The following is a 21624-nucleotide window of genomic DNA, read 5'->3' as shown; positions in this document are numbered from 1 at the left end:
GATCGAAACGGGACGGGGGGACGGCCTAGCGGCCGCCCTGCCCGCGTGCGTCGGAACGCCCTCGCTCGTAGCGGCGCACCCGCCGGTAGCCGGTGAGCATGCCCTGCCGGTCGAGTTCCACCTGGTAGCTGGCGAGCAGGCTCATCGTGTCGGGGACACGAACCAGCTCCAGGACTTCGATCTCGAGCGCCCAGCCGTCCTCCGTCTGTTCGAAGGACGAGACCGACTCGGCGGTCATGCCGGTGAGTTCGGCCAGCTGGGCGCGGGCCTGGCGGAGCACCTCCATCGGCGTCGGCGTCGACTCGGCGTCCGATTCATCCGTTTCTTCTTGGGATTTCTTGTGTGTGTCGTGTGAATCAGTCATGGTCCCCTCCCGACATCGGGTGGCCCGAGAGGGCGTGGTCAAACCCCTGGCTTTACTTTCCGTGGCCACTCAGGGCGTTGAGCCTGCGCCGGGCGGGCCCGAGAGCCCGGCCCCGGCCGAGCAGTCCGGCCCACGGATCGGTGCGGGCCTGGTCCACCGCGTCGGTGATGGTCCACCGGCGGGCGTGCAGCTCCGGGTCGTCCAGTTCGGACCAGCCGATGGGGACCGCCACGGGGGCGCCTGGCCGGGCGCGGACCGTGAAGGGCACGACGGTGGTCTGCGCGTAGGCGTTGCGCTGGATGTCGAGGTAGAGGCGGTCGCCGCGGTCCTTCTTGCGCGCCGCGGTGGTGAGCCGGTCGGGGTGGGCGGCGACGAGGGTGTCGGCGACGTCCCGGGAGAACTCCCGCACCTCGTCGAAGTCGTGCCGGCCGTTCAGCGGGACGATCACATGCAGTCCGCGCGAGCCGGTCGTCATCAGGGCCGACGGCAGATGCAGTTCGTCCAGCAGTTCGCCGAGCAGCCGGGCCGCCTCGCGCACCGGCCCGAAGTCGTCCCCCGCCGGGTCCAGGTCGAAGACCATCCGGTCGGGCCGGTCGAGCCGCCCGGTCCGGGAGAGCCAGCGGTGCAGGGTGAGGGCGGCCTGGTCGGCGAGGAGGACGAGGGTGGCGGTGTCGTCGCACACGGTGTGACGGACCGTGCCGCCCTCCTTGGGCACCTCGATGCGGGTGACCCAGTCCGGGTAGCTCTCCGGGGTGTTCTTCTGCATGAACCGGGGCCCGTCGAGCCCGTCGGGGTGCCGCTCCAGCATCAGCGGGCGGCCCCGCAGATGCGGCAGCATGAAGGGCGCGACGGACCGGTAGTAGTCGACGAGGTCGGCCTTGGTGTACTCCTTCGTGCCGCCGTCGCCGGGGAACAGCACCTTCTCGGGCCGGTGCACCTCGACGGTGCGCCGCCCGGCCCGCACGCTCCGTACGCCGTCCTCCCCGCTCACGGCACGATCGCCTCCGCCACCAGCAGCCGGCCCGCGGCGGCGATCGACTCGGCGTCGATGCCCGCGGCGTGCAGCTGCTCGTCCGGGGACGCCGAGCCGGGCATCGTCCGGACCGCGAGCCGCACCAGCCGGGGCACCGGGCGCCCGTCGAGGAAGGCGTCCAGGACGGCGTCGCCGAGGCCGCCCTCCTCGCGGTGGTCCTCCACCGTGATCAGACAGCCGGTCTCCTCGGCGGCCCGGCGCAGGACGACCCGGTCGACGGGCTTGACCGAGTACAGGTCGATCACCCGGGCCGCGATGCCCTCGCGCTCCAGCGCGTCGGCCGCGGCCAGCGCCTGGTGCACGGTGACGCCCGCGGCGACCAGCGTCATCCGGTCCGCGCCGGAGGAGCGCAGCACCTTGCTGCCGCCGACCGGGAACTCCTCGTCCGGGCCGTAGATCACCGGGGCCTCACCACGCGAGGTGCGCAGGTAGCGGATGCCCTCCAGGCCGGCCATGGTGGCGACGAGCCGGGCGGTCTGGTTGGCGTCGCACGGGTACAGCACGGTCGAGCCGTGCACGGCGCGCATCATCGCCAGATCCTCCAGGCCCATCTGCGAGGGCCCGTCCTGGCCGATGGCGACGCCCGCGTGCGAGCCGACCAGGTTGAGGCCGGTGCCGCTGATGGACGCCATGCGCACGAAGTCGTACGCGCGCGTCAGGAACGCGGCGAAGGTGGCGGCGTACGGCACCCAGCCGCGCGAGGAGAGTCCCATCGCGGTGGCGACCATCTGCTGCTCGGCGATGTAGCACTCGAAGTACCGGTCGGGGTGCTCCTTGGCGAACAGTTCCGCGCGGGTGGAGTCCCCGACCTCGCCGTCCAGGGCGACGACATCGCCGCGTCCGGCGCCGAGCGCGGCGAGCGCCTTGCCGTAGGCGTCGCGCGTGGCCACCTCCTCGCCCATCGCCCACTGCGGGAGGTCGACGTCGCCGTCCTCGACGGCGTGCAGCAGGCGCGCGGCGGCCGGTTCGTGCACCCGGATCACGCGGTCGCGCCGCCCGCCGAGTTCGGCGACGGCCTCCTCGGCGCTCTTGAGCGGCTTGCCGTGCAGGCCCTCCCGGTCCTCGACGGCCTCGACGCCCTTGCCCTTGAGGGTGCGGGCGAGGATCACGGTGGGCTGTCCGGTGGTGGACCTGGCCTCGCCGTAGGCACGGTCGATCGCGTCGACGTCGTGTCCGTCGATCTCGATGGTGTGCCAGCCGAAGGCCCGGAAGCGCCGTGCGTAGGCGTCGAGGTCATGGCCGTGCCGGGTGGGCCCGCGCTGGCCGAGCCGGTTGACGTCGACGACGGCGGTGAGGTTGTCGAGATGCTCGTACGCGGCGTGCTCGGCGGCCTCCCACACGGAGCCCTCCGCCAGTTCGCTGTCCCCGCACAGCACCCACACCCGGTAGCCGCTGCGGTCGAGCCGCTTGCCCGCGAGCGCGATCCCCACGCCGACCGGCAGCCCCTGCCCGAGCGATCCGGTGGCCGTCTCGACCCACGGCAGCCGCCGCGGCGTGGGATGCCCTTCGAGGGCGCTGCCGAGCTTGCGGAAGGTGAGCAGTTCGGCGTCCTCGACGACACCGGCCGCCTTGAAGGCGGCGTACATCAGGGGCGAGGCGTGTCCCTTGGACAGCACGAAGCGGTCGTTGCCGGGGTGGGCGGGGCGGTCGAAGTCGTAACGGAAGTGGTTGGCGAGGAGTACGGCCATCAGGTCGGCGGCGGACATGGACGAGGTCGGGTGCCCCGACCCCGCGGCGTCGGAGGCGCGCACGCTGTCCACGCGCAACTGCTGGCCCAGTTCGACGAGTTCGGCGGTGTTCATGAGTCTCCTTTACGCGGGATTGCCGCGACGTTTGACGGGGCGGCGGGGTGATTCGGCGGACCGTTTCCCGGCGGGCCAACCACCGGGCTGGTGCCTGGCGGGTGCGCCGCCCGGCTGGACCGCGTGCCCACCACCCGGCTGATTCCTGACCGGTTCGGTCCCGTCCGTGCGGGTCTGACGGCCGGGTGCCTGCGCCGCCCCCGGCGCCCGCACCAGCTCCGGCGAGGCCGTGTCCAGCGGCACCGCGCACGACCGTACGAGCCCCAACTGGACCGCCTGGCGCGGGAGTACGGCGTCCAGGAGCCAGTCGGCGGCGACGCGGACGCGGTTGCCGGGCATCGCCGCGAGGTGGTAGCCGCGGGTGACCGCGCCGGCGGCCACCCCGGACAGGGGCACGCCGAGCGGATTGGCGGCGGCCTTCACCCCGCCGAGGTCGACGGCGAAGCCCAGGTCCCGGTGGCGGTAGACCCCGCTCTCCCCCATGCCCAGCGAGGCGGCCACGTTGCGGGCGGCGACCTTCCCCTGCCGCCAGGCGTGCTGCGCTGTCATCGGCGTGTACGAGCCGGGCCGCTCCAGATCCGGTACGGCCGCCGCGTCCCCGCAGGCGAACAGCTCGGGGCGGCCCGGCACCCGAAGGTGCGGGTCGACCAGCAGCCGGCCGTGCTCCAGGGGCAGTTCCAGCGACGCGGCGAGCGGATCGGGCCGTACGCCCACGCACCACACCAGGGTGCGGGTGTCGATGAACTCGCCGTCACTCAGCAGCACTCCGTCCGGTGTGGCCTCCTTCACCGAGGTGCCGGTCCGGATGTCGACGCCCCGCTCCCGCAGCACCTTGTCGGCGGTGCGGGAGAGCCGTGGGTCCAGTCCGGGCAGGACCCGGTCGGCGGTGTCGAGGAGCAGCCAGCGCGGCTTCAGGGGGCGGCGCCTGGTCTGGGCGTCGGTGAAGAGCTTGCCCTGCGCGGCGACCTCGGTGCCGGTGTATCCGGCGCCGGACACCACGAACGTACAGCGCGCCGAGCAGGTCTTCGGATCGTCGTCGGCGGCGGCCAGCTCCAGCTGCCGGGTCACGTGATCGCGCAGGTACAGCGCCTCGGGCAGGCCGCGGAAGCCGTGCGCGTGCTCGGCGACCCCCGGGACCGGCAGCAGCTTGTTGGCGCTTCCCGCGGCCAGCACCAGCCGGTCGAAGGAGAGCGTGCCGGGATCGCCCTCCGGTCCGCTGTAGTGCACGGTGCGGCCGTCGAGGTCGATGGCCTCCGCCGCGCCGAGCACCAGACGTACGCCGGGCAGGGTGCCGGGGAGCGAGACGGTCACCCGGCGCGGCTCCAGGACGCCGGTGGCGACCTGGGGCAGCAGGGGCAGATACAGGAAGTAGTCGGTCGGGTTCAGCAGGGTGATGTGCGCACGGTGACGGGTGAGCCGGGACAGCACCCGGGCCGTCCGGTACCCGGCGAAACCGGCGCCGACGATCACGATGCGGGGGCGACTCACCATGGGCCTCCGGCCGTTGTGGCGGCTGGTTCGCGTACCTCGGAAGCTTTCCGCGTCCCCCTGGTCAGGACCGCCAAACGTCACCCCGGACAGCCCGGTTTCCGTCTCCCCGGCCGGGTACCCGGACCGCGTCCCGACCCGCCGCCCCCCGCGGCAGTACCGGAGGTGTCTCCTGATGCCCGAATACGGCTATTTCCTTTCGTGCGAGGAGTTCCGGCCCGCCGAGCTCGTCGAGCAGGCGAGGATGGCGGAGCAGGCCGGATTCCAGTCGCTGTGGATCTCGGACCACTACCACCCGTGGAACGACGCGCAGGGCCAGAGCCCGTTCGTGTGGTCGGTGATCGGCGCGATCTCCGAGGCGGTGTCACTGCCCGTGGAGACGGCCGTGACCTGCCCGACCGTACGGATCCACCCGGCGGTGATCGCCCAGGCCGCGGCCACCGCGGCGGTGATGTCCCAGGGCCGCTTCCGGCTCGGCGTCGGCACCGGCGAGGCACTCAACGAGCACATCCTCGGCCATGTCTGGCCGCCCGCGCGGATGCGCCTGGAGATGCTGGAGGAGGCGATCCAGGTGATGCGCCGGCTGTTCTCCGGCGAGGAGGTCAGTCACTACGGCACGCACTACCAGGTCGAGAACGCCCGCCTCTACACCGTCCCCGACGAGCCCGTCCCGATCGACATCTCCGGCTTCGGCCCGGCGGCGACCTCGCTCGCGGCGCGGGTGGGCGACGGGTTCATCACGATGACGCCGGACGAGGACATGGTGGCCCAGTTCCGCAAGGGCGGCGGGGGCGCGAAGCCCGTCAGCGGCGGGACCAAGGTCTGCTGGGGCACGGACCGCGACGAGGCGGTGCGCACGGTGCGCCGGCTGTGGTCCAACCAGTTCCTGCCCGGTGAGATGGCCCAGATCCTGCCCTCTCCGAAGCACTTCGAGCAGCTGCAGCCGCTGGTCACCGAGGAGACGGTGAGCGAGAAGGCGGTGTGCGGGGACGACGTCGAGGAACATGTCGCGGCGCTGACGGCCTTCGCCGACGCGGGCTTCGACCGGGTCTACGTCAACCAGATCGGCCCGGACCAGCGCGGCTTCTTCGACTTCTACCGCACGAAGGTGCTGCCGCAGCTGGACCGTTGACGAAAGGCTGGACCGGTGACGAAGAGGCGGGCACCCGTAATGGGTGCCCGCCTCTTCCGCAGCGTGGCCCGGGTGCCGAACACGCGACCCGGACAGGGCCTGGCCGGCGTGGGTCAGGCCCGGGGGTGCGGCTGCTCGGGGGGCGTGCCGCCGGGGCTCGGCGGGTTCGCGGGGACGGGGGGCGTGGCGGACGGCATCGGCGGGTACGGCCCAGCCGTGCCGCTCGGCTGGTACGGCATGCCGGTGCCGCCCGTCGGGCCGGTCGGCGCCGTGCCGCCGAGCGCCTGCCCGGGCGAGGACGCGCCGGTGTGCTTGGGCCGGGCCGCCCCGCGCAGCACGTAGGCCACCACGGCGAGAAGCGCCGCGGTGATCAGCGCCGCCGCCCAGTCGGGCAGGACGAGGGCCAGGGCCAGTCCGGCGGCGAGCGCAAGGGCGGCGCCCGCGTACAGGGCTACGGTGCCGGAAGCGGCGTACAGCATCGCCGTACGGCGCTGCCTGCGGGTCTGCTCGCGCACTTCCTCGCGGATCGTCTCCCGCGCCACCTGCGCCAGTTCGTCGACCAGATGCCTGTCCAGATGTTCAAGGTGATCCAAGCGCTCCATGGCCGGCGGGTACCCGCGCCGGGGTGGGCGTAACAAGGGCCCTGTGGAGATCGGGCGAAACGATCTCCTTCGGCGGCGCGCCCCAACTAGGCTCCTCCCCATGGAGATTCTGGGAGCCACGCTGCGCGTATGCGTCGACGACCTGGAGCCCGCGGTCCCCTTCTACGAGCGCCTGGCCGGCGGCCGGGCCCTCCGCTTCGAGCGCGGCGGCGTCCAGGTCGCCGCGGTCGGCTGCTTCCTGCTGATGAGCGGCCCGGAGGCGGAGTTGGAGGTGCTGCGCAAGGTCGCCGCGACGATCGCCGTGCAGGACGTCGTGGAGGCCCGGGACGTGCTCGTCGAGCTCGGTGCCCGGGTGATCGCCGGCCCGCTGCCCACCCCGGCGGGCCGCAATCTGATCGCCATGCATCCCGACGGCGCGGTCTACGAGTACGTGGACCGTCAGTCCTGACGCGGGGCGCGGGCGCGCATCTCGGTGGTGAGCGCCCAGCGTTCGTGGTCGCGCCAGGCCCCGTCGACGTACAGCATCGCCGGGGAGAAGCCCTCCAGACGGAAGCCGCAGGAGCGGGCCAGCGCCAGCGACGCGGTGTTGCCGGGCTGCGCGTTGATCTCCAGCCGGTGCAGCCCGAGCGGCCCGAACGCGTGGTCCACCACGAGTCCGAGCGCCTCCCGCATCAGTCCGCGCCCGGCGGAGTGCGCGAAGGCGCCGTAGCCGAGGGCGCCGCACTGGAAGGCGCCCCGGACGATGTTGTTGATGTTGATGTACCCGGCGATCGAGCCACCGTCGTCCTTCTCGCACACCAGGAAGCCCGCCTTGGTCGGGTCCTCGATCAGGCGTCCGGCGTAGGCCGCGTAGGCCGCGTCGGTGTCCGGCGGGAAGAGCCAGGGCTGATGCAGCTCCTTGCTCTCCCGGGCCCGGGCGGTGAACTCGGCGGAGTCTTCGGGGCGGAAGGGGCGTATGCCCACGCGGGGGCCTTCGGCCAGGTAGCGGGATGCGATGTGCGGCATCCCGCCAGCCTACGGCGGACTATCCGCGCCGCCTCGTGAAGTACGCCCCGCACAGCGCCCCGATCAGCCCGGTGGCCAGGAGCGCCGTCCACAGGGGCATCGTGACTTCGGGGACCAGCAGGCGGATCTTGGTCTGCCGGGTGTTCTCGAAGATGAAGATCAGGGCGAGGACGGCCAGCGTGAGCACGGCGATCCGGGCGGGCGTCATCGCCGGGTTACGGCCCCCGCCCTTGCCACCGCCCTTGCCACCGCCCGTGCCGCCGGCCTTGCCGCCGCCCTTCTCGGAGGTCGTCATGTCACCAGGGTGCGCCCGAAGACCTCGTCACGCATGGTGAGGCCGCTCCTCCGGGTGACTCAGCCGTCGGTCACCGGCAGCTGGAGCACCCCGGTCTCCTCGGGGGCGCTCACCACGGTCACCGGCTTGATCCCCCGGTTGCCGACGTAGGCGCCGTCACTCGCCGCGACCACGAACCGCAGCCGGTGCCCCTTCTCGTACCGGTGCACGATGCCGGGCAGGGTCACTGTGAAGCTCTTCGTCACGTCCGGCACCCGTACCGGCGCGACGAGCCGGTGCACCAGGGTCTTGCTGCCGTCGGGCGCGACGTCGTAGAGCTTGGCGAACAGGACGAGCCGGTCGGCGGCGTCACCGGAGTCCTGGGTCCGCTCGGCCTTCGGGGAGACCACCTTGAGCGTGGCCCGGGGCGCGCCGACGACATCGGTGGTGCGGGCCAGCGGCTCGCTGGTCCAGCCGAGGTAGGTGCCCGCGGTGTCGTACGGTGCCGGGTCGGGCAGGCCGATCAGGCCGGCCAGCGAGCTCTCCGAATGGCTCGTGGGGACCGCCCAGTTGGTGTACGTACGGCTGCCGCGCACCACCTTGGACCGGTTGTCGACCAGCTTGCCGTCGCCGGAGAGGTAGAGCTTCCGGCTGACGGAGGGCACGGCGTCCGCGGTGGCGTAGGTGTCGTCGGGGTCGCTGATCCAGTCGCGGTAGTAGGCGAAGGCGGGACCCGTGTCGACGTTCTCCCGGTCGAGGTAGCGGTCGAACCAGGAGAGGATGCGCCGGCCGACGTAGCTGGTCTCCAGATTGCCCCGGCTCAGGTCGAGTTCACCGGCAACCATGCCACCGCTGTGCCCCCAGTTCTGCCAGATCATCTTGGTCTGCGTGCCCTGCGCCTTCAGCGCCCGGTACGTCGCGGTCGCCTCGTTGAGGTTGAAGAGGCTGTCGGCCTGGCCCTGGACGAGGAGGGTGGGTGCCTCGACGCGGCTCAGGTAGGAGACCGGCGAGACGCTGCGGGCGTAGGAGAGCATCTCGGCGGTCCGGTCGGCCGGGTAGCTGCCGGAGTTGAGGGTGCGGACGGTCTCGCAGGCCCGGGTGACGAAGTGCAGACACGCCAGGGAGTTGATCCGGGACGGGTCCAGACTCGGCTGGAGCAGCGGCTGGCCCTCGCCGATGAGGTAGAAGCCGTTGGCCCACTGCCACTTGAAGGCACCCGGCACGGAGTCGGCGCCGACGGCGTTGTTGGGGTCGAGGGAGTAGGCGAGATCGTTCCAGGTGATCATCGGGACGATCGCGTCGACGCGCTGGTCGACTGCGGCCGTGGCCAGCTGGACCGCGCCGCCGTAGGAACCGCCGATCATGCCGACGCGCGGGTCGCCCGCGGAGTCGAGGGTGACGAAGTCGGCGGTGGTGCCGTCGTCGGCGGACCGTTTGCCGCCGAGGAAGTCGATGAGCCGGGAGGCCGCCGCGCCGTCGATCGCCGGGTCGTCGAGGGAGATCAGACAGCCGGAGCGGCCGAAGCCGAGTCCGGAGTAGACGAGTGAGACATAGCCGCGCTCGGCGAAGGCCTTGCCGATGGCGTCGGTGGAGCCGTCGTTCTTGCTGCCTCCGAAGCCGTTGGTGGCGAGCACGGCGGGGGCGCGGTCCACGCCGGAGGGCCGGTACAGATCGGCGTCGATCGTGCAACTGCGGTCACCCGCCCGGACGGTGAACTTCAGCGCGGTGACCGTGTACGGCGAGGTCGCGCCGGCGGGAGGGGCGAGCGTGGCACCGAGCAGGAGAGCGAGGGGAACGCAGGATCCGAGCACACGACGGGACACGAGACCTCCACACTGAGGACAACCCGGATTACCGACCGGTAAGTACCGGCCGGTAGTCATGGTGTGACACGTGTCAGAGGAGGTCAATCACCGTGCCGGGTGTTTCTTGACGGGAGTTCAGCGCAGCGCGGGTTCGTCCAGGGTCAACGTGCCCGCTTCGGCGTCCAGTTCGGCCATCACCCCGAAGGGGACGGTCAGCGCGTCCGCGCAGTGCCCGAACCCGAACTCCTCCACCACCGGCACCCCGAGCCCGCCGAGCCGGTCCACGAGCAGGGGGTGCAGCCGGTCGTAGGGATCGCACCGGTCCCACGAGCCGAGCAGCAGCCCGCCGACCCCGTCGAGCCAGCCCGAGCGCAGGAGTTGGGTGAGGTACCGGTCGATGCGGTACGTCTCCTCCCCCACGTCCTCCAGGCACAGCAGCCCGCCCCGGGCGGACGGCCGGACGTCCGGGGTGCCCAGCTCCGAGGCGAGCAGGCTCAGACAGCCGCCGAGGGTGACCCCGCGGGCCCGTCCCGGCACCATGGCCCGCCCGTCCGAGGCGATGTGACGGACCGTCTCCGGGGTGAACAGCGTGGCCCTGAGGTGTTCCTGGGCCCGTGTGCTCTTGACGAAGTCGATGCCCGCCGCCATCGGCCCGTGCAGCGTGGCGAGCCCGAGCCGCCGCGCGAACGCCTCGTGCAGGACGGTGAGATCGCTGAACCCCACGAACACCTTCGGGCCGGCCGCGCGCATCGCCTCCCAGTCGAGCAGACCGGTCAGCCGCTGGGCGCCGTAGCCGCCGCGGGCGCAGAGCACGGCGGCCACGGACGGATCGCACCAGGCGTTCTGCAGGTCGGCGGCCCGGTCGGCGTCCGTCCCCGCGAGGTAGCCGAACTGCGGGTGCCGGTCCAGCACATGGGGTGCCACAACCGGGTCCAGGTCCCAGCCGCGCAGCACGTCGAGCCCGGCCTGGAGCCGCTCCTCGGGCACCGGCCCGCTGGTGGCGACGACGGCGACGCGGGCGCCGGGGGCGAGCCGGGGCGGGCGCAGGAGTGGCTTCACTTGGCGAGCTCCAGCTTGGGGATGCCGGGCGGGTTCAGCCCGAAGACCTGCGCGTACAGGGACAGTTCGGCCTCCAGGGCCCGCACCATGGTCTCCGCCCGGCGGAAGCCGTGCCCCTCCCCCTCGAAGGCGATGTAGGCGTGCGGCACCCGCCGCCCCGCCATCCGGGCCAGGAACCGTTCGCACTGCACCGGCGGGCAGATCACGTCGTCCAGGCCCTGCAGCAGCAGGAACGGCGCGGTGATCCGCTCGGCGCGCTCGGTGGGCGAGCGCTCCGCGTACCGTCCGGGCACCTCCTCGCGCGGCCCGACCAGGCTCTCCAGATACCGCGACTCGAAGTCGTGGGTCTCGCCGTCGGCCCACGCGGCGAGGTCGAGGATGGGGTAGATGATGGTGCCGCAGGCGTAGACGCCGGTGGTGGCGAGCGAGACCGCCGCGGTCCAGCCGCCCGCGCTGCCGCCGCGCACCGCGAGCCGGTCGCGGTCGGCGGTGCCCTCGCCGGCGAGGGCCAGCGCGACGGCCGCGCAGTCCTCGACGTCGACCAGGCCCCACTGCTCGCGCAGCCGGTCGCGGTACTCCCGGCCGTATCCGGTGGAGCCGCCGTAGTTGACCTCGGCGACGCCGATGCCGCGCGAGGTGAAGTAGGCGATCTCCAGGTCCAGGACGAGCGGCGCCCGCCCGGTGGGGCCGCCGTGCGCCCACACCACGTACGGCGCTGGCCGGTCCCCGGGGGCGACGCAGCCGGGGTTGTGCGGCGGGTAGACGTGCGCGTGGATCTCGCGTCCGGCCGGTCCGGTGAACGTGCGGATCTGCGGCTCGGGGTAGTACGCCGGGTCCACCGGGTCGTCGTGCTCGGCGCCGATCACCCGGGCCCGGCCGGTGCGGGTGTCCAGCTCGACCACCTCGTAGGCGCTGCGCGGGCTGGCCCCGACGGCGACGATCCGCTCGCCGTGCACGGCCAGGGTGGGCGCGAACTCGGTCCAGGGCCCGGCCGCGTCGACGACCTCGCCGCTCTCGGGGTCGAGTATCCCGAGAGCGGTGGCGCCCCGGCCGTGCACCACCGCGATCAGGCCGCTGTCCAGCGGGGCGAACCAGCGGTGGCCGAGCTTCCACAGCGGCCCGCCGAACTCCTCCTCGCGCGGGCACAGGGGTTGGCCGTCGCGGTAGAGGTTCCACCAGCCGGAGCGGTCGCTCGCGTACAGCAGGGATCCGTCGGGCGCCCAGTCGGCCTGGGCGATCGACTCCTCGGGCCCGCCCGCGACGGTCCGCGCGCCGGTCAGGGCGGTGCCGACGTCCGCGACGACCAGCTCCGTCCCGTCCCACGGCATCCGCGGATGGTCCCAGCCGAGCCAGGCCGCCCGCCGCCCGTCGGGCGAGAGCCGCGGCCCGGTGACGAACCGGTGGGAGCCGTCGCTGAGTTCGCGCACGGCGTCCCGGTCCCGCGCGGCCGACCCGTCCAGCGGTACGGCGGCCAGGACGCGCCGTACGTCGGTCGGACCGTCACCGGTGAACTCCTCCAGCACGCACCACACTTCGCCCCGGTCGAGCAGCAACTGCGGGTCGGCCCAGCGCAGTCCGCCGCCCACGGGTGACAGCGGGGTGAGCGGGCGCGGCGCACCGCCGGGCTCGTAGCGGTACAGCCGCTGGTCGGCGCAGTCGACGAAGACCACGAGCGGCCGGCCGTCCACGATGGCTCCGGCCCAGGGCCGGCCGCCGTACTCGATGACCCTGCTGCGCACGTTCCAGGGCGCCGGCAGCACCGGCTCCTGGGTGCCGTCGGCGCGGCGGCGGACGAGGGTGCGCCGGCCGCCCTCGGTGGGCCGTGGCTCGGTCCACCACACCTCGTCGCCGACGAACCCGACGTACTCGGGGTGCCCGTCGTGCGCGGCCGCGAGGGCCGCGTCGATGGGCGAGGGCCAGGAACCGTACGGCAGCGTCTGCACGTTCTCCCCCAACTCGCCTAGGCCGTGCGCAGGAAGCGGTCCAGGACCCGTACACCGAAGTGCAGCGCCTCGACGGGCACGCGTTCGTCGACGCCGTGGAACAGGGCCTGGTAGTCGAAGCCCTCCGGCAGCTTCAGCGGCGCGAACCCGTACCCCGTGATCCCGAGGCGCGAGAACTGCTTGGCGTCGGTGCCGCCGGACATGCAGTACGGCACGACGTGTCCCTGCGGCGCGAACTCCTCGACGGCGGCCCGCATCTTCGCGAACGTCGGCGAGTCGACCGGCGCCTGGAGGGCCACCTCCCGATGGTCGAACTCCCACTCCACGTCAGGTCCGGTGAGCAGGTCAAGGGTCGTGCGGAACTCGTCCTCGGTGCCCGGCAGATACCGCCCGTCGACATGGGCGACGGCCTCCCCCGGGATGACGTTCACCTTGTAACCGGCGTCCAGCATCGTCGGGTTGGTGCTGTTGCGGACGGTGGCCTCCACCAGGGCCGCGGCCGGGCCGAGCTTCTTCAGCAGGCCGTCCACGTCGTCCAGGTCGGGCGCGAGCCGGTACACGGCGGCGAGTTCGGTCAGGGCCGCGCGCACGGTGGGGGTGAGCCGGAGCGGCCACTCGTGGTCGCCGATCCGGGCCACGGCGGCGGCCAGCCGGGTCACCGCGTTGTCCCGGTTGACCTTGGAGCCGTGCCCGGCGCGCCCCCGCGCGGTGAGTTTCAACCAGCCGGTGCCCCGCTCACCGGCGGCGATCGGGTACAGCTCCCGTCCGGAGCCGTCGTGGAAGGTGAACGCCCCGGACTCGCTGACGCCCTCGGTGCAGCCCTCGAACAGCGCGGCGTGCCGGTCGGCGAGGAAGCCGGATCCGTCCTCGGCGCTCGCCTCCTCGTCCGCGGTGAACGCGATCACGATGTCCCGCCGGGGGCGCACGCCCTGGCGGGCCCAGAAGCGGGCGACGGCGAGGATCATCGCGTCCATGTTCTTCATGTCGACGGCCCCGCGCCCCCACACGACCCCGTCGCGGATCTCCCCGGAGAAGGGGTGCACGCTCCAGTCCCGGGCCTCGGCGGGCACCACGTCGAGATGACCGTGCAGCAGCAGCGCGTCCGCGGAGGGGTCGCTGCCCTCGACGCGGGCGACGACATTGGTGCGGCCCTTGGTGCGCTCCAGCAGGGTGGGGGTGAGCCCCGCCTCCGCGAGCCGGGCGGCGGCGTACTCGGCGGCGGGCCGCTCCTGGCAGTCACCGCCACCCCGGTTGGTGGTGTCGATCCGGATGAGGTCCGACGTGAACGTCACGACCTCCTCCAGTGCCTGCCGGTCAGCCATACTGCTCCTCCACCGCCGCCGAGGCGATCGTGGTGACCGCCTTGAAGGTCCGGATCGCCTCGTACATGGTCCCGCTGGCGTACCCCGCCTTGCGCTCGCCGATCCGCTCCACACCGGGCACGACGGTCGCGGCCGCCGCCAGGTGCTCGGCGTCGAACTCCACGGCGACGGTGAACGGCCCGCCCCTGACCGGCTCGTGCCGCACCGCCAGCGCCGCGGCCTCCTTGGCGGCGGCGCGGATGTCGGCGAAGGTCCGGTTCGGCGTACGGCAGACCGCGGCGTACCGCGAGACGTGGTCCTTGACCGCGACCTTGAGGGCCTCGGGGGCGTAGCCGAGGGCGTCCTCGCAGGCCACGTCGTCACCGGTGACCAGCACGACGGGCACGCCGTACTCGGCGACGACATGGGCGTTGAGCAGCCCCTCGCTGGCCCGTACGTCGTTCAGCCACACCCCGGTGATGGAGTTGGCGAGGTAGGTGTGGGCGAGGACGCCCTCCATGCCGGCGCCCGCGTGGTAGCCGACGAAGGCGATGCCGTCCACGTCGCCGTGCTGCACGCCCTCCACCATGGACAGCGACTTGTGCCGTCCGGTGAGCATCTCGGCCCGCTCGTCGAGCTTCTCCAGCAGGAGGTTGCGCATGGTCCAGTGCGCCTCGTTGATCAGGACCTCGTCCGCGCCGCCGTCGTAGAACCCGAGGACGGCGGCGTTGACGTCCGAGGTGAACATCGAGCGGCAGCGCTCCCACTGCGGGGTGCCCGGCAGCACGTCGGCCGGCCAGGTCACCCCCGTGGCGCCCTCCATGTCGGCGCTGATGAGGATCTTCATGCCCGGTCACGTTACGCGCCGAACCCGCCCCCGGCCACCACCACCTGGCGGCGGACATCGGAGCGGTCCGCCGTGCGCCGCGTCCACGCGACGCGGCGCCACTCGGCCACCACCATCCGCGAGCCACCGCTCCACGCCCCGGGCACCGGCAACTGCGGAACACGACGCCCCACTACGAGGCACCTCGCTCGGGGCCTGCCCACCGACAACGCATGGTCGTCGCCGACCGCGAGCCACCGCACCACGGCCCGGCCGCCGACCAGCCCCAGAACACGACGCCCCACTCCGACGACAGCTCTATCCGCACCCAGCCCAGGCGCGCGCCCCCGCCACGCCGCCGAAACCCCGGCTGCCCGCGGCGCGGTCCCGGCTAGACGCGGGAGACGACGACCCACTTCGACGGCAGCTCGATCCGGGTGCCGTCCGGGGTGTACTCCGTGGTGGCGAGGGGCAGTTCGCCGGAGGCCACTACCTCGAGTCCGGCCGCCCGCAGGTACGCCGGTACCGCGTCGTCGGCGACCTCGCCGGGTGCGATGCCGTGCCGGAAGACGGGGGCGAGTTTCGGGGGCGGGCCGGCGGGGCCCTGCGCGAGGCCCAGCAGGACGGACTTGGCGGCCTCGGCCAGCTCGACCAGAAAGGCCCGGCCGCGGGAGCCGACGAGGGTGGCGATGCCGTCGACCAGCGCCTGCCGGTCGTCGGGCTCCGCCTGGTGCAGCACGCCCCGCATGTAGACGTTGGCGTCGCCGAGCTCCGCGTGCAGCGTCTGCGCCTCGTCCTTCTCGCCCGCGTCCAGGACGCGGTAGGTGGCCAGGCCCGCCGGGTCGGCCTGGCGGGCGTGGTCGATCGCCGCGCCGGACAGGTCGGCCCCGACGACCTGCGGGAACCGCCCGGCCAGGAAACGGGTCTGGGTGCCGTTGCCGCAGCCGAGATCCACCAGCGGCAGCGTCGGCGCCGTCAAGTGCGGTTCGAACAGCGCCAGATGGAGACCGACCGTGAGCGCCGGCTCCGCGTCCCAGAACACCGCCCCCTGTTCCCCGGGCGCCTCCCGCCAGAAGCCCTCCCATGCCTCCCGGTACCGACTCGTCACGCTCATGCCCAACTCCCCAGGATGCGACCGACGGACATCCCGCCACGAAGTCACGAAGTGACGGGCGAGTACGGTCTATCGCTCCCCGAGCGGCACGACAAGCACGCCGCGCATACCCTCACGCCGCGTTCGGTCCGCGCACGCCCCCGTGCGCCCCGCGCGCTCCCGGCACAGCGGGACCGGTCAGCGTCGCGGCAGCGTCAGTTCGAACCAGACGGTCTTTCCGGCACCCGTCCGGCTGGTGCCCCACTCCCGCGCGAGGGTGCTCACCACCCGCAGCCCCCGCCCGAGTTCGTCGCCCGCCCCGGCGTTCATCAGGGTCGGCAGCTCGTGGTCGTCGTCGTCCACCTCGCACAGCAGGGTGTCACCGCGCACCAGCCGCAGAGCGACGGGACGGCCGTGCGAGTGCCGCAGGGCGTTCGTGACCAGCTCGCTGACGAGCAGCTCGGTGAGGTCGGCAAGCCGCGCCAGACCCCAGTCGTGCAGCTGCTCACGGACCACCGCGCGGGCCCGGCCGACCTCGACGGGGTCGAGGGCGAGCCGCCACTCGGCGACGTCCTCCGGCCCGATGCCGTTGAGCCGCGCCATCAGCAGGGCGACGTCGTCCTTGCGGCCGCCGCAGGTGTTGAGGGCCCGGATGATCATGTCGCAGGCGTCGTCCATGGACGCGGCGGGATGCGCGGCGGACTCGCACAGCGTCGCCAGCCCCACCCCGATGTCCTCCCCGCGCACCTCGACCAGACCGTCGGTGCACATCACCAGCCGGTCGCCGGGCTCGACCCGGACCCGGACCGCCTCGAATGGCACGCCGCCGACTCCTAGGGGCGCGCCCGTCGGCAGGTCGAGCAGCTCGCTGCGCCCGTCCTCGGCGCGCACCAGCACCGGCGGGATATGGCCCGCGTTGGCGAGGTGCAGCTCCCCGGCGATCGGGTCGTAGACGGCGTAGAGACAGGTCGCGAGGTAGGTGTCGCCGAGGCGCTGGGCGAGGTCGTCGAGGTTGCGCAGGAGCTGGGCGGGCGGCAGGTCGAGCGCGGCCATGGTCTGGACGGCCGTACGCAACTGGCCCATCATCGCGGCCGAGTTGAGGCCGTGGCCCATGACGTCGCCGACGACCAGGGCGGTGCGCGCGCCGGGCACCTTGACGGAGTCGAACCAGTCGCCGCCGACTCGGCCGAGCAGGGTGCCGGGCAGGTAGCGGGTGGCGATGTCGCAGCCCGCCATGCGCGGCGGGATGTGCGGCAGCATGCTGTCCTGGAGGGTCTCGGCGACGCTCTCCTGGAAGGTGTACATGCGCGCGTTGTCGAGCACCAGGCCCGCGCGGGCGGCGAGTTCGGCGCCGGTGACCCGGTCCATGTCGTTGAAGACGGGCCGCTCGGGGTGGCGCAGCAGGATCATGAAGCCGAGGACCACATGGCGGGCCTTGAGCGGTACGACCAGCATGGAGCGGCCCGTGATCAGCGGCCGGATGTCACGCTTCTCGAACTGGGAGGCGATGGCGTGGCCCATCTCCTCGCTGATCCGCGGCACCAGCACGGGCTCACCGGTGGTCATGCACTGGAAGAACGGCGTGTGCGCCGGGAACGCCATCGCCTCGCCGACCGGCACGACGTCGTCCCAGCGGCCGGGTTCGTCGGTGTGCTCGACCGCGACCCGGTGCCAGAGGGTGGTGGTGTCCGGCACACCGTCCGGGAACTCCTCGCCCGCGACGACCTGTTCGCGCAGATAGGTGCCGGCGACGTCGGTGAAGCGGGGCACGACGGCCTTGCTGACCTCGACGATGGTCCGGGACAGATCGAGGGAGGTGCCGATGCGGCCGCTGACCTCGTTGAGGAACTCCAGGCGTTCGCGGACCGCGGCGTACTCCAGGTCCTCGCTCTCCTCGGCGCTCTCCGGCGGCAGCGGCAGCGGCAGCCCCAGCATCGCGGCGCGGGCGGCCCGCTCCCGGCGGGCCCTGCGCTCGGCGCGCCGCGGCACACCCCAGTCGGGGGTGACGGGCACCCGGTCGTTCTGGCTGAACTCCAGGACCGGGTAACCGAGTTCGAGGATCTGCGCCACGATGCGGGAGCTCTCGCCCACGCTCATGCTGGGCAGGATCTCGGGCAGCCGGCGGGCCAGCTCCTCGGCGCCGGGGAAGTCCGTGTGCAGGGCGAACCCGGGCGCGATGCGTTCGAAGCCGAGGCCGTCGGGATCGTGCTGCTGGAGTGCGTCCGCGTCGGCCGCCAGTACCAGCAGCCGCTCGCTCCCCGGTCCGACGAGGGGGTAGGCCCACCACAGGACGTCGGAGCGGCTCTCGCCCGGCACGGTGAGCCGGGCGCGGCCCGCGGCGGGGTAGTCGAGCCGTCCGTCGAGGGAGGACTCCAGGCCGGGTCCGAGCCCGTCGTAGGCGGCGTACGCCCCGTACGGGCCGGCGTCGGCCGCTTCGGGCAGCGCCCCGGAGACGGGCAGCAGGTCGGCGGCGGGGCGTCCGATCGCCTCGTCCTTGCCGGCGCCGAACAGCCGCCTGGCGCCGGTGCTCCAGTGGGACACCATGCCCTCGCGGTCCACCACGACGACCGCCAGCGGGACGCGGCCGGTCGCGATACCTTCGCTCACGCCGTTCCCAGCTCCGCGGCTGGGAGGTCCGTCCCTCTCGATGCCACGGTCCATGGCCAAGGCCTCTCTCCCCACGGCTTGGCAAGATCTCATGCCGCCGACTCCACGGTACGGCGGGAGCTGAGGGTGATGTGCGGCAATACCGGAATTGGCGACCTCCCACGCCCCGGCGCGCGCCCCCGCGCTCCTCAGTCCTCGTGCCCCAGCTGAAGGTCGCGTTCCGTGCGGCCGCCGCCGGCCACCTGGAGCACGGTGGCGACCGGCGGATACCCCGCGGCGATCACCGTGTACTCGCCGGAGGACAGGTCGACGAACCGGAACGTGCCGTCCGGTCCCGTGATGAGCGTGTCGACGACATTCCCGGCCGCGTCCAGCAGCGTCACACGTGCGTCCTCCACGGGCCTGCCGCCGCTCGCCCGGACCGTCCCGCGCAGCACGGCGCCCCCGGCGAGTTCGATGTCCTGCCGGGTCTCCCGGGCCGCCTGCACGGTGACGGGGAGCGCGGCGGGCCGGAAGGCGGGCGCGCTCGCGGCGAGGGTGTACTCACCGGCCACCAGCTCGGTGATGACGTAGCCGCCCTCGCGTCCGGTGCGGGTGCTGGCGACGACCTCGCCGTGGACGTCGGTGAGCGTGACGGTCGCCTCCCGTACGCGGCTGCCGTCGGCGGTCACCACGGTGCCCGTCAGGCGCCCGGCGCCACCGAGCACCACGTCGACCTCGACCGGGCGTTCGCCGACGGTGACGGAGACGGCCTGCGGCTGGTGTCCGCCCGCCGCGGCGATCAGGACGTACGCCCCCGGTCCGGCCGTGGACAGCGCGTACCGCCCGTCCTCGCCGCTGGCGCCCCGGCCGATCTGCTGTCCGACGGCGTCGATGAGGGTGAGCGCCGCGCGCGGGACGGCGGTGCCGTCGGGGTGCTGAACCGTGCCGCACACGGGGATACCGGCCGCGTGCGGTGAACGGGCGCCCGGAACGACGGCGTCGACGGACGCGGGCCCGGTTTCGGCGGTGGGGTGGGACACCAGGGGTTTCTCCTTGAGGAAGAAGGCGAGGAGCAGGCCGAGGGCGAGCACCGGCACGAGGTAGAGGAAGATCCTCGGCATGGCGTCGGCGTAGGCCTGGATGTAGTCCTCGCGCAGGGCCGGGGGCAGCGCGTGGACCACCTGCGGGGTGATGGACTCGGGGTCGGGCAGCCCGGCGCCCGCGGACGTGGGCAGCCGGTCGGCGAGCGCGTCGGTGAGCCGGTGGGCGAAGAGGGTGCCGAAGATCGCGGCGCCGACCGAGCCGCCGATCTGCCGGAAGTAGTTGCTGGCGCTGGTGGCGGTGCCGAGGTCGGTGGGGCGCACGGAGTTCTGCACGGCGAGGATCAGCACCGGCATCACCATGCCGATGCCCGCGCCGAGGACGGCCATCCAGACGCTGTAGTGCAGCCGGGGCGTGTCGGCGTCGAGCCGGGACAGCAGCCACATGCCGACGACGGAGAGGGCGCCGCCGAGGACGGGGTGGAGCTTGTAGCGGCCGGTGTGGCTGATGAGCTGTCCGGAGAGGATGGAGGCACCGACGATGCCGCCCATCATGGGCAGCATCAGCAGCCCCGACTCGGTGGCGGACGCCCCGTCGACCATCTGCAGGAACGTCGGCAGATAGCTGGCGGCGCCGAACAGGGCGACGCCGATCACCAGGCCCACCAGGCCGGTGACGACGAAGACGGAGTCCCTGAACAGCCGCAGCGGGATGAGGGGTTCGGGGGCGAAGTGCTCGGCGACGAGGAAGAGGACGGCGGATGCCACCGCGCCCGCGCCCAGCCCGAGGATGACGCGCGAGTCCCAAGCGTGCTCGGTGCCGCCCCAACTGGTCAGCAGGACCAGGCAGGTGGAGGTGGCGGCCAGCAGCAGCGCGCCGAGGATGTCGAGGCGGGGTTTGGCGGTGGGCTTCGGCAGCTTCAGCACGACGGCGATGACGGCGAGGGTGACGAGCCCGAAGGGGACGTTGATGTAGAAGCACCAGCGCCAGGAGAGATGGTCGGTGAAGTAGCCGCCGAGCAGGGGGCCCGCGACGGAGGCCAGCCCGAAGACGGCGCCGATCAGGCCCATGTAGCGGCCGCGCTGCCGGGGCGGCACGATGTCGGCGATGATCGCCTGCACCCCGATCATGAGCCCGCCCGCGCCGACGCCCTGGACGGCCCGGTAGGCGATCAGCTGGTCCATGGTCTGGGCCCGTCCGGCGAGCGCGGAGCCGATGACGAAGACGACGATCGCGAACTGGAAGACGCCCTTGCGGCCGAGGAGGTCGCCGAGCTTGCCGTAGACCGGCAGGCCGATGGTGGAGGTGAGCAGATAGGCGGTGATCGTCCAGGACATCCGGTCCAGGCCGTGCAGCTCGCCGACGATCTTCGGCAGCGCGGTGGCGACGATCATCTGCTCCAGCGCGGCCAGCAGCAGCGCGAGCATCAGCCCGACGAAAACCAACCGCACCCGGCGCGGGCCGAGTTCGACGAGCGCCGACGGGGCCGGTGCGGGGGTCTTGGGGGGTGCCTCGACCGCTCGGTCCTGCACCAGAGTCGTCCCGCCCACGTCCCGCTCCCCTCGCCGCACCTGCCACGCAATTCCCGCTTATGGCGACAACTGCGAGCAAGCGCGACGAGTTACGGCAGAACGGTACGACGGGGGTGGATCCACTCGATCCGGTGAGCGGTGTCAACGCCCCCCGGACACCGGGGACTTACTTCTCGACCTCGGCAGCGAGCTTGTCGAGCAGGGCGTCGTAGATCCGGCCGAGGCCCTTGGGGGCGAAGGTCTTCTCGAAGAAGCCGCCGATACCGCCGGCGCCCTGCCAGGTGGTGGTGACGACCACCCGGGACCTGTCCTCGCCGGCCGGGGTGACGCGCCAGGTGGTGACCATGGAGGAGTTGCGGTCCTTCTCGACCAGCTCGCCGTCGGTGGGCTCGGTGACCTCCAGCAGACAGTCGCGCACCCGCTTGCTGGTGGCCTGCAGCTTCCAGTGCACGAGGGTGCCCTCGCCGTCGCCGCCCTCGCGCACCTCGTACTCGCTGAAGTGCTCGGGCAGCAGCTTCTCGCGGGTGCCGCTGTAGTCGGCGAGGGCGTCGAACACCTTCTCCGCGTCCGCCGCGACGACCCGCTCCGTAGTGGCCTCGACCTGCGCCATTGAGTTCCTCCGTGAGGTGAATTGCTCGGGGATCGGGGGCAAGCCAACCACTCCGCGACCCGGCCGCCCAAATCGAGGTCGCACGATCAAGGGAACATGTGTTCTATTCTGTGGTCAGTGCTACC

Annotated in this window: 19 protein-coding genes; 2 read left to right on the top strand and 17 right to left on the bottom strand. The window is 72.7% G+C overall.

The window, feature by feature from the left end; genetic code table 11:
- Positions 1–25 precede the first annotated feature (25 nt).
- The 4 genes from ACFYW5_RS32745 to ACFYW5_RS32730 are packed head-to-tail and all read right to left on the bottom strand — an operon-like array spanning position 26 to position 4690.
- The gene (locus ACFYW5_RS32745) at positions 26–364 is read right to left on the bottom strand and encodes a gas vesicle protein (RefSeq protein ID WP_389420757.1); all 339 of its coding nucleotides are present in this window, start codon (positions 362–364) and stop codon (positions 26–28) included.
- 52 nt (positions 365–416) lie between these two features.
- Entirely contained in the window at positions 417–1355 is a 939-nt protein-coding gene (ligD, locus tag ACFYW5_RS32740) for a non-homologous end-joining DNA ligase (RefSeq protein WP_389420756.1), read from the bottom strand.
- Positions 1352–3199 (bottom strand): transketolase, encoded by a 1848-nt coding sequence (locus ACFYW5_RS32735; protein ID WP_389420755.1) that lies wholly within the window; start codon positions 3197–3199, stop codon positions 1352–1354. Before ACFYW5_RS32735 ends, ligD begins: the two co-directional genes overlap by 4 nt.
- A gap of 9 nt (positions 3200–3208) precedes the next feature.
- A complete protein-coding gene (locus tag ACFYW5_RS32730; protein ID WP_389420754.1) occupies positions 3209–4690 on the bottom strand; it encodes an NAD(P)/FAD-dependent oxidoreductase in 1482 nt (493 codons plus the stop codon).
- 172 nt (positions 4691–4862) lie between these two features.
- Between ACFYW5_RS32730 and ACFYW5_RS32725 the strand changes: the two genes are divergently transcribed.
- Positions 4863–5819, top strand: a complete 957-nt coding sequence (locus tag ACFYW5_RS32725; protein WP_389420753.1) for a TIGR03557 family F420-dependent LLM class oxidoreductase — start codon at positions 4863–4865, stop codon at positions 5817–5819.
- Positions 5820–5932: 113 nt separating this feature from the next.
- Here ACFYW5_RS32725 and ACFYW5_RS32720 read toward each other — a convergent pair whose 3' ends face one another.
- Positions 5933–6421: a phage holin family protein gene (locus tag ACFYW5_RS32720; protein WP_389420752.1), complete on the bottom strand. Its 489-nt coding sequence runs from the start codon at positions 6419–6421 to the stop codon at positions 5933–5935.
- Between the two features lie 100 nt (positions 6422–6521).
- On the opposite strand from ACFYW5_RS32720, the gene ACFYW5_RS32715 reads away from it, so the two are divergent.
- On the top strand, positions 6522–6869 hold the full coding sequence (locus tag ACFYW5_RS32715; RefSeq protein ID WP_389420751.1) for a VOC family protein: 348 nt from the start codon (positions 6522–6524) through the stop codon (positions 6867–6869).
- Here the strand turns inward: ACFYW5_RS32715 and ACFYW5_RS32710 are convergent.
- The 12 genes from ACFYW5_RS32710 to ACFYW5_RS32655 form a co-directional block, all read right to left on the bottom strand.
- Entirely contained in the window at positions 6860–7426 is a 567-nt protein-coding gene (locus ACFYW5_RS32710; protein ID WP_389420750.1) for a GNAT family N-acetyltransferase, read from the bottom strand. The two genes, ACFYW5_RS32715 and ACFYW5_RS32710, sit on opposite strands and share 10 nt — an antisense overlap.
- 19 nt (positions 7427–7445) lie before the next feature.
- On the bottom strand, positions 7446–7721 hold the full coding sequence (locus ACFYW5_RS32705) for a DUF1049 domain-containing protein (protein ID WP_389420749.1): 276 nt from the start codon (positions 7719–7721) through the stop codon (positions 7446–7448).
- A gap of 59 nt (positions 7722–7780) precedes the next feature.
- A complete protein-coding gene (locus ACFYW5_RS32700; protein ID WP_389420748.1) occupies positions 7781–9583 on the bottom strand; it encodes a CocE/NonD family hydrolase in 1803 nt (600 codons plus the stop codon).
- Between the two features lie 57 nt (positions 9584–9640).
- Complete coding sequence (locus tag ACFYW5_RS32695) at positions 9641–10564, bottom strand: LD-carboxypeptidase (RefSeq protein WP_389420747.1); 924 nt, start codon at positions 10562–10564, stop codon at positions 9641–9643.
- Complete coding sequence (locus tag ACFYW5_RS32690) at positions 10561–12519, bottom strand: prolyl oligopeptidase family serine peptidase (protein WP_389420746.1); 1959 nt, start codon at positions 12517–12519, stop codon at positions 10561–10563. Before ACFYW5_RS32690 ends, ACFYW5_RS32695 begins: the two co-directional genes overlap by 4 nt.
- A 5-nt stretch (positions 12520–12524) precedes the next feature.
- Positions 12525–13829, bottom strand: coding sequence for a M20/M25/M40 family metallo-hydrolase (locus ACFYW5_RS32685; RefSeq protein WP_389420745.1), 1305 nt, complete (start codon positions 13827–13829; stop codon positions 12525–12527).
- Positions 13822–14655 (bottom strand): M55 family metallopeptidase, encoded by an 834-nt coding sequence (locus tag ACFYW5_RS32680; RefSeq protein WP_389420744.1) that lies wholly within the window; start codon positions 14653–14655, stop codon positions 13822–13824. The genes ACFYW5_RS32685 and ACFYW5_RS32680 overlap by 8 nt, the downstream gene beginning before the upstream one ends.
- Before the next feature lie 11 nt (positions 14656–14666).
- Positions 14667–14828, bottom strand: a complete 162-nt coding sequence (locus ACFYW5_RS32675; RefSeq protein WP_389420743.1) for a hypothetical protein — start codon at positions 14826–14828, stop codon at positions 14667–14669.
- Positions 14829–15025: 197 nt separating this feature from the next.
- A complete protein-coding gene (locus ACFYW5_RS32670) occupies positions 15026–15748 on the bottom strand; it encodes a class I SAM-dependent methyltransferase (RefSeq protein ID WP_389420742.1) in 723 nt (240 codons plus the stop codon).
- A 177-nt stretch (positions 15749–15925) separates the two neighbouring features.
- Positions 15926–18388, bottom strand: a complete 2463-nt coding sequence (locus ACFYW5_RS32665) for a SpoIIE family protein phosphatase (RefSeq protein WP_389420813.1) — start codon at positions 18386–18388, stop codon at positions 15926–15928.
- A gap of 134 nt (positions 18389–18522) precedes the next feature.
- The gene (locus ACFYW5_RS32660; RefSeq protein WP_389420741.1) at positions 18523–20907 is read right to left on the bottom strand and encodes an MFS transporter; all 2385 of its coding nucleotides are present in this window, start codon (positions 20905–20907) and stop codon (positions 18523–18525) included.
- 148 nt (positions 20908–21055) lie between these two features.
- The gene (locus ACFYW5_RS32655; RefSeq protein ID WP_389420740.1) at positions 21056–21499 is read right to left on the bottom strand and encodes an SRPBCC family protein; all 444 of its coding nucleotides are present in this window, start codon (positions 21497–21499) and stop codon (positions 21056–21058) included.
- Positions 21500–21624: the final 125 nt, after the last annotated feature.

Source organism: Streptomyces sp. NPDC002779 (assembly GCF_042888685.1).
Classification (GTDB): Bacteria; Actinomycetota; Actinomycetes; order Streptomycetales; family Streptomycetaceae; genus Streptomyces.
Note: the sequence above shows the minus strand (reverse complement) of the source record. Positions and strands in the feature narration are given on the sequence as shown.

Excerpts from the sequence above, each read along its gene's own strand:
- ACFYW5_RS32745 (WP_389420757.1), bottom strand. The coding sequence starts at position 364 with ATGACTGATTCACACGACACACACAAGAAATCCCAAGAAGAAACGGAT.
- ACFYW5_RS32735 (WP_389420755.1), bottom strand. The coding sequence starts at position 3,199 with ATGAACACCGCCGAACTCGTCGAACTGGGCCAGCAGTTGCGCGTGGAC.
- ACFYW5_RS32730 (WP_389420754.1), bottom strand. The coding sequence starts at position 4,690 with ATGGTGAGTCGCCCCCGCATCGTGATCGTCGGCGCCGGTTTCGCCGGG.
- ACFYW5_RS32725 (WP_389420753.1), top strand. The coding sequence starts at position 4,863 with ATGCCCGAATACGGCTATTTCCTTTCGTGCGAGGAGTTCCGGCCCGCC.
- ACFYW5_RS32720 (WP_389420752.1), bottom strand. The coding sequence starts at position 6,421 with ATGGAGCGCTTGGATCACCTTGAACATCTGGACAGGCATCTGGTCGAC.
- ACFYW5_RS32715 (WP_389420751.1), top strand. The coding sequence starts at position 6,522 with ATGGAGATTCTGGGAGCCACGCTGCGCGTATGCGTCGACGACCTGGAG.
- ACFYW5_RS32710 (WP_389420750.1), bottom strand. The coding sequence starts at position 7,426 with ATGCCGCACATCGCATCCCGCTACCTGGCCGAAGGCCCCCGCGTGGGC.
- ACFYW5_RS32705 (WP_389420749.1), bottom strand. The coding sequence starts at position 7,721 with ATGACGACCTCCGAGAAGGGCGGCGGCAAGGCCGGCGGCACGGGCGGT.
- ACFYW5_RS32700 (WP_389420748.1), bottom strand. The coding sequence starts at position 9,583 with ATGACTACCGGCCGGTACTTACCGGTCGGTAATCCGGGTTGTCCTCAG.
- ACFYW5_RS32685 (WP_389420745.1), bottom strand. The coding sequence starts at position 13,829 with ATGGCTGACCGGCAGGCACTGGAGGAGGTCGTGACGTTCACGTCGGAC.
- ACFYW5_RS32680 (WP_389420744.1), bottom strand. The coding sequence starts at position 14,655 with ATGAAGATCCTCATCAGCGCCGACATGGAGGGCGCCACGGGGGTGACC.
- ACFYW5_RS32670 (WP_389420742.1), bottom strand. The coding sequence starts at position 15,748 with ATGAGCGTGACGAGTCGGTACCGGGAGGCATGGGAGGGCTTCTGGCGG.
- ACFYW5_RS32665 (WP_389420813.1), bottom strand. The coding sequence starts at position 18,388 with ATGGACCGTGGCATCGAGAGGGACGGACCTCCCAGCCGCGGAGCTGGG.
- ACFYW5_RS32655 (WP_389420740.1), bottom strand. The coding sequence starts at position 21,499 with ATGGCGCAGGTCGAGGCCACTACGGAGCGGGTCGTCGCGGCGGACGCG.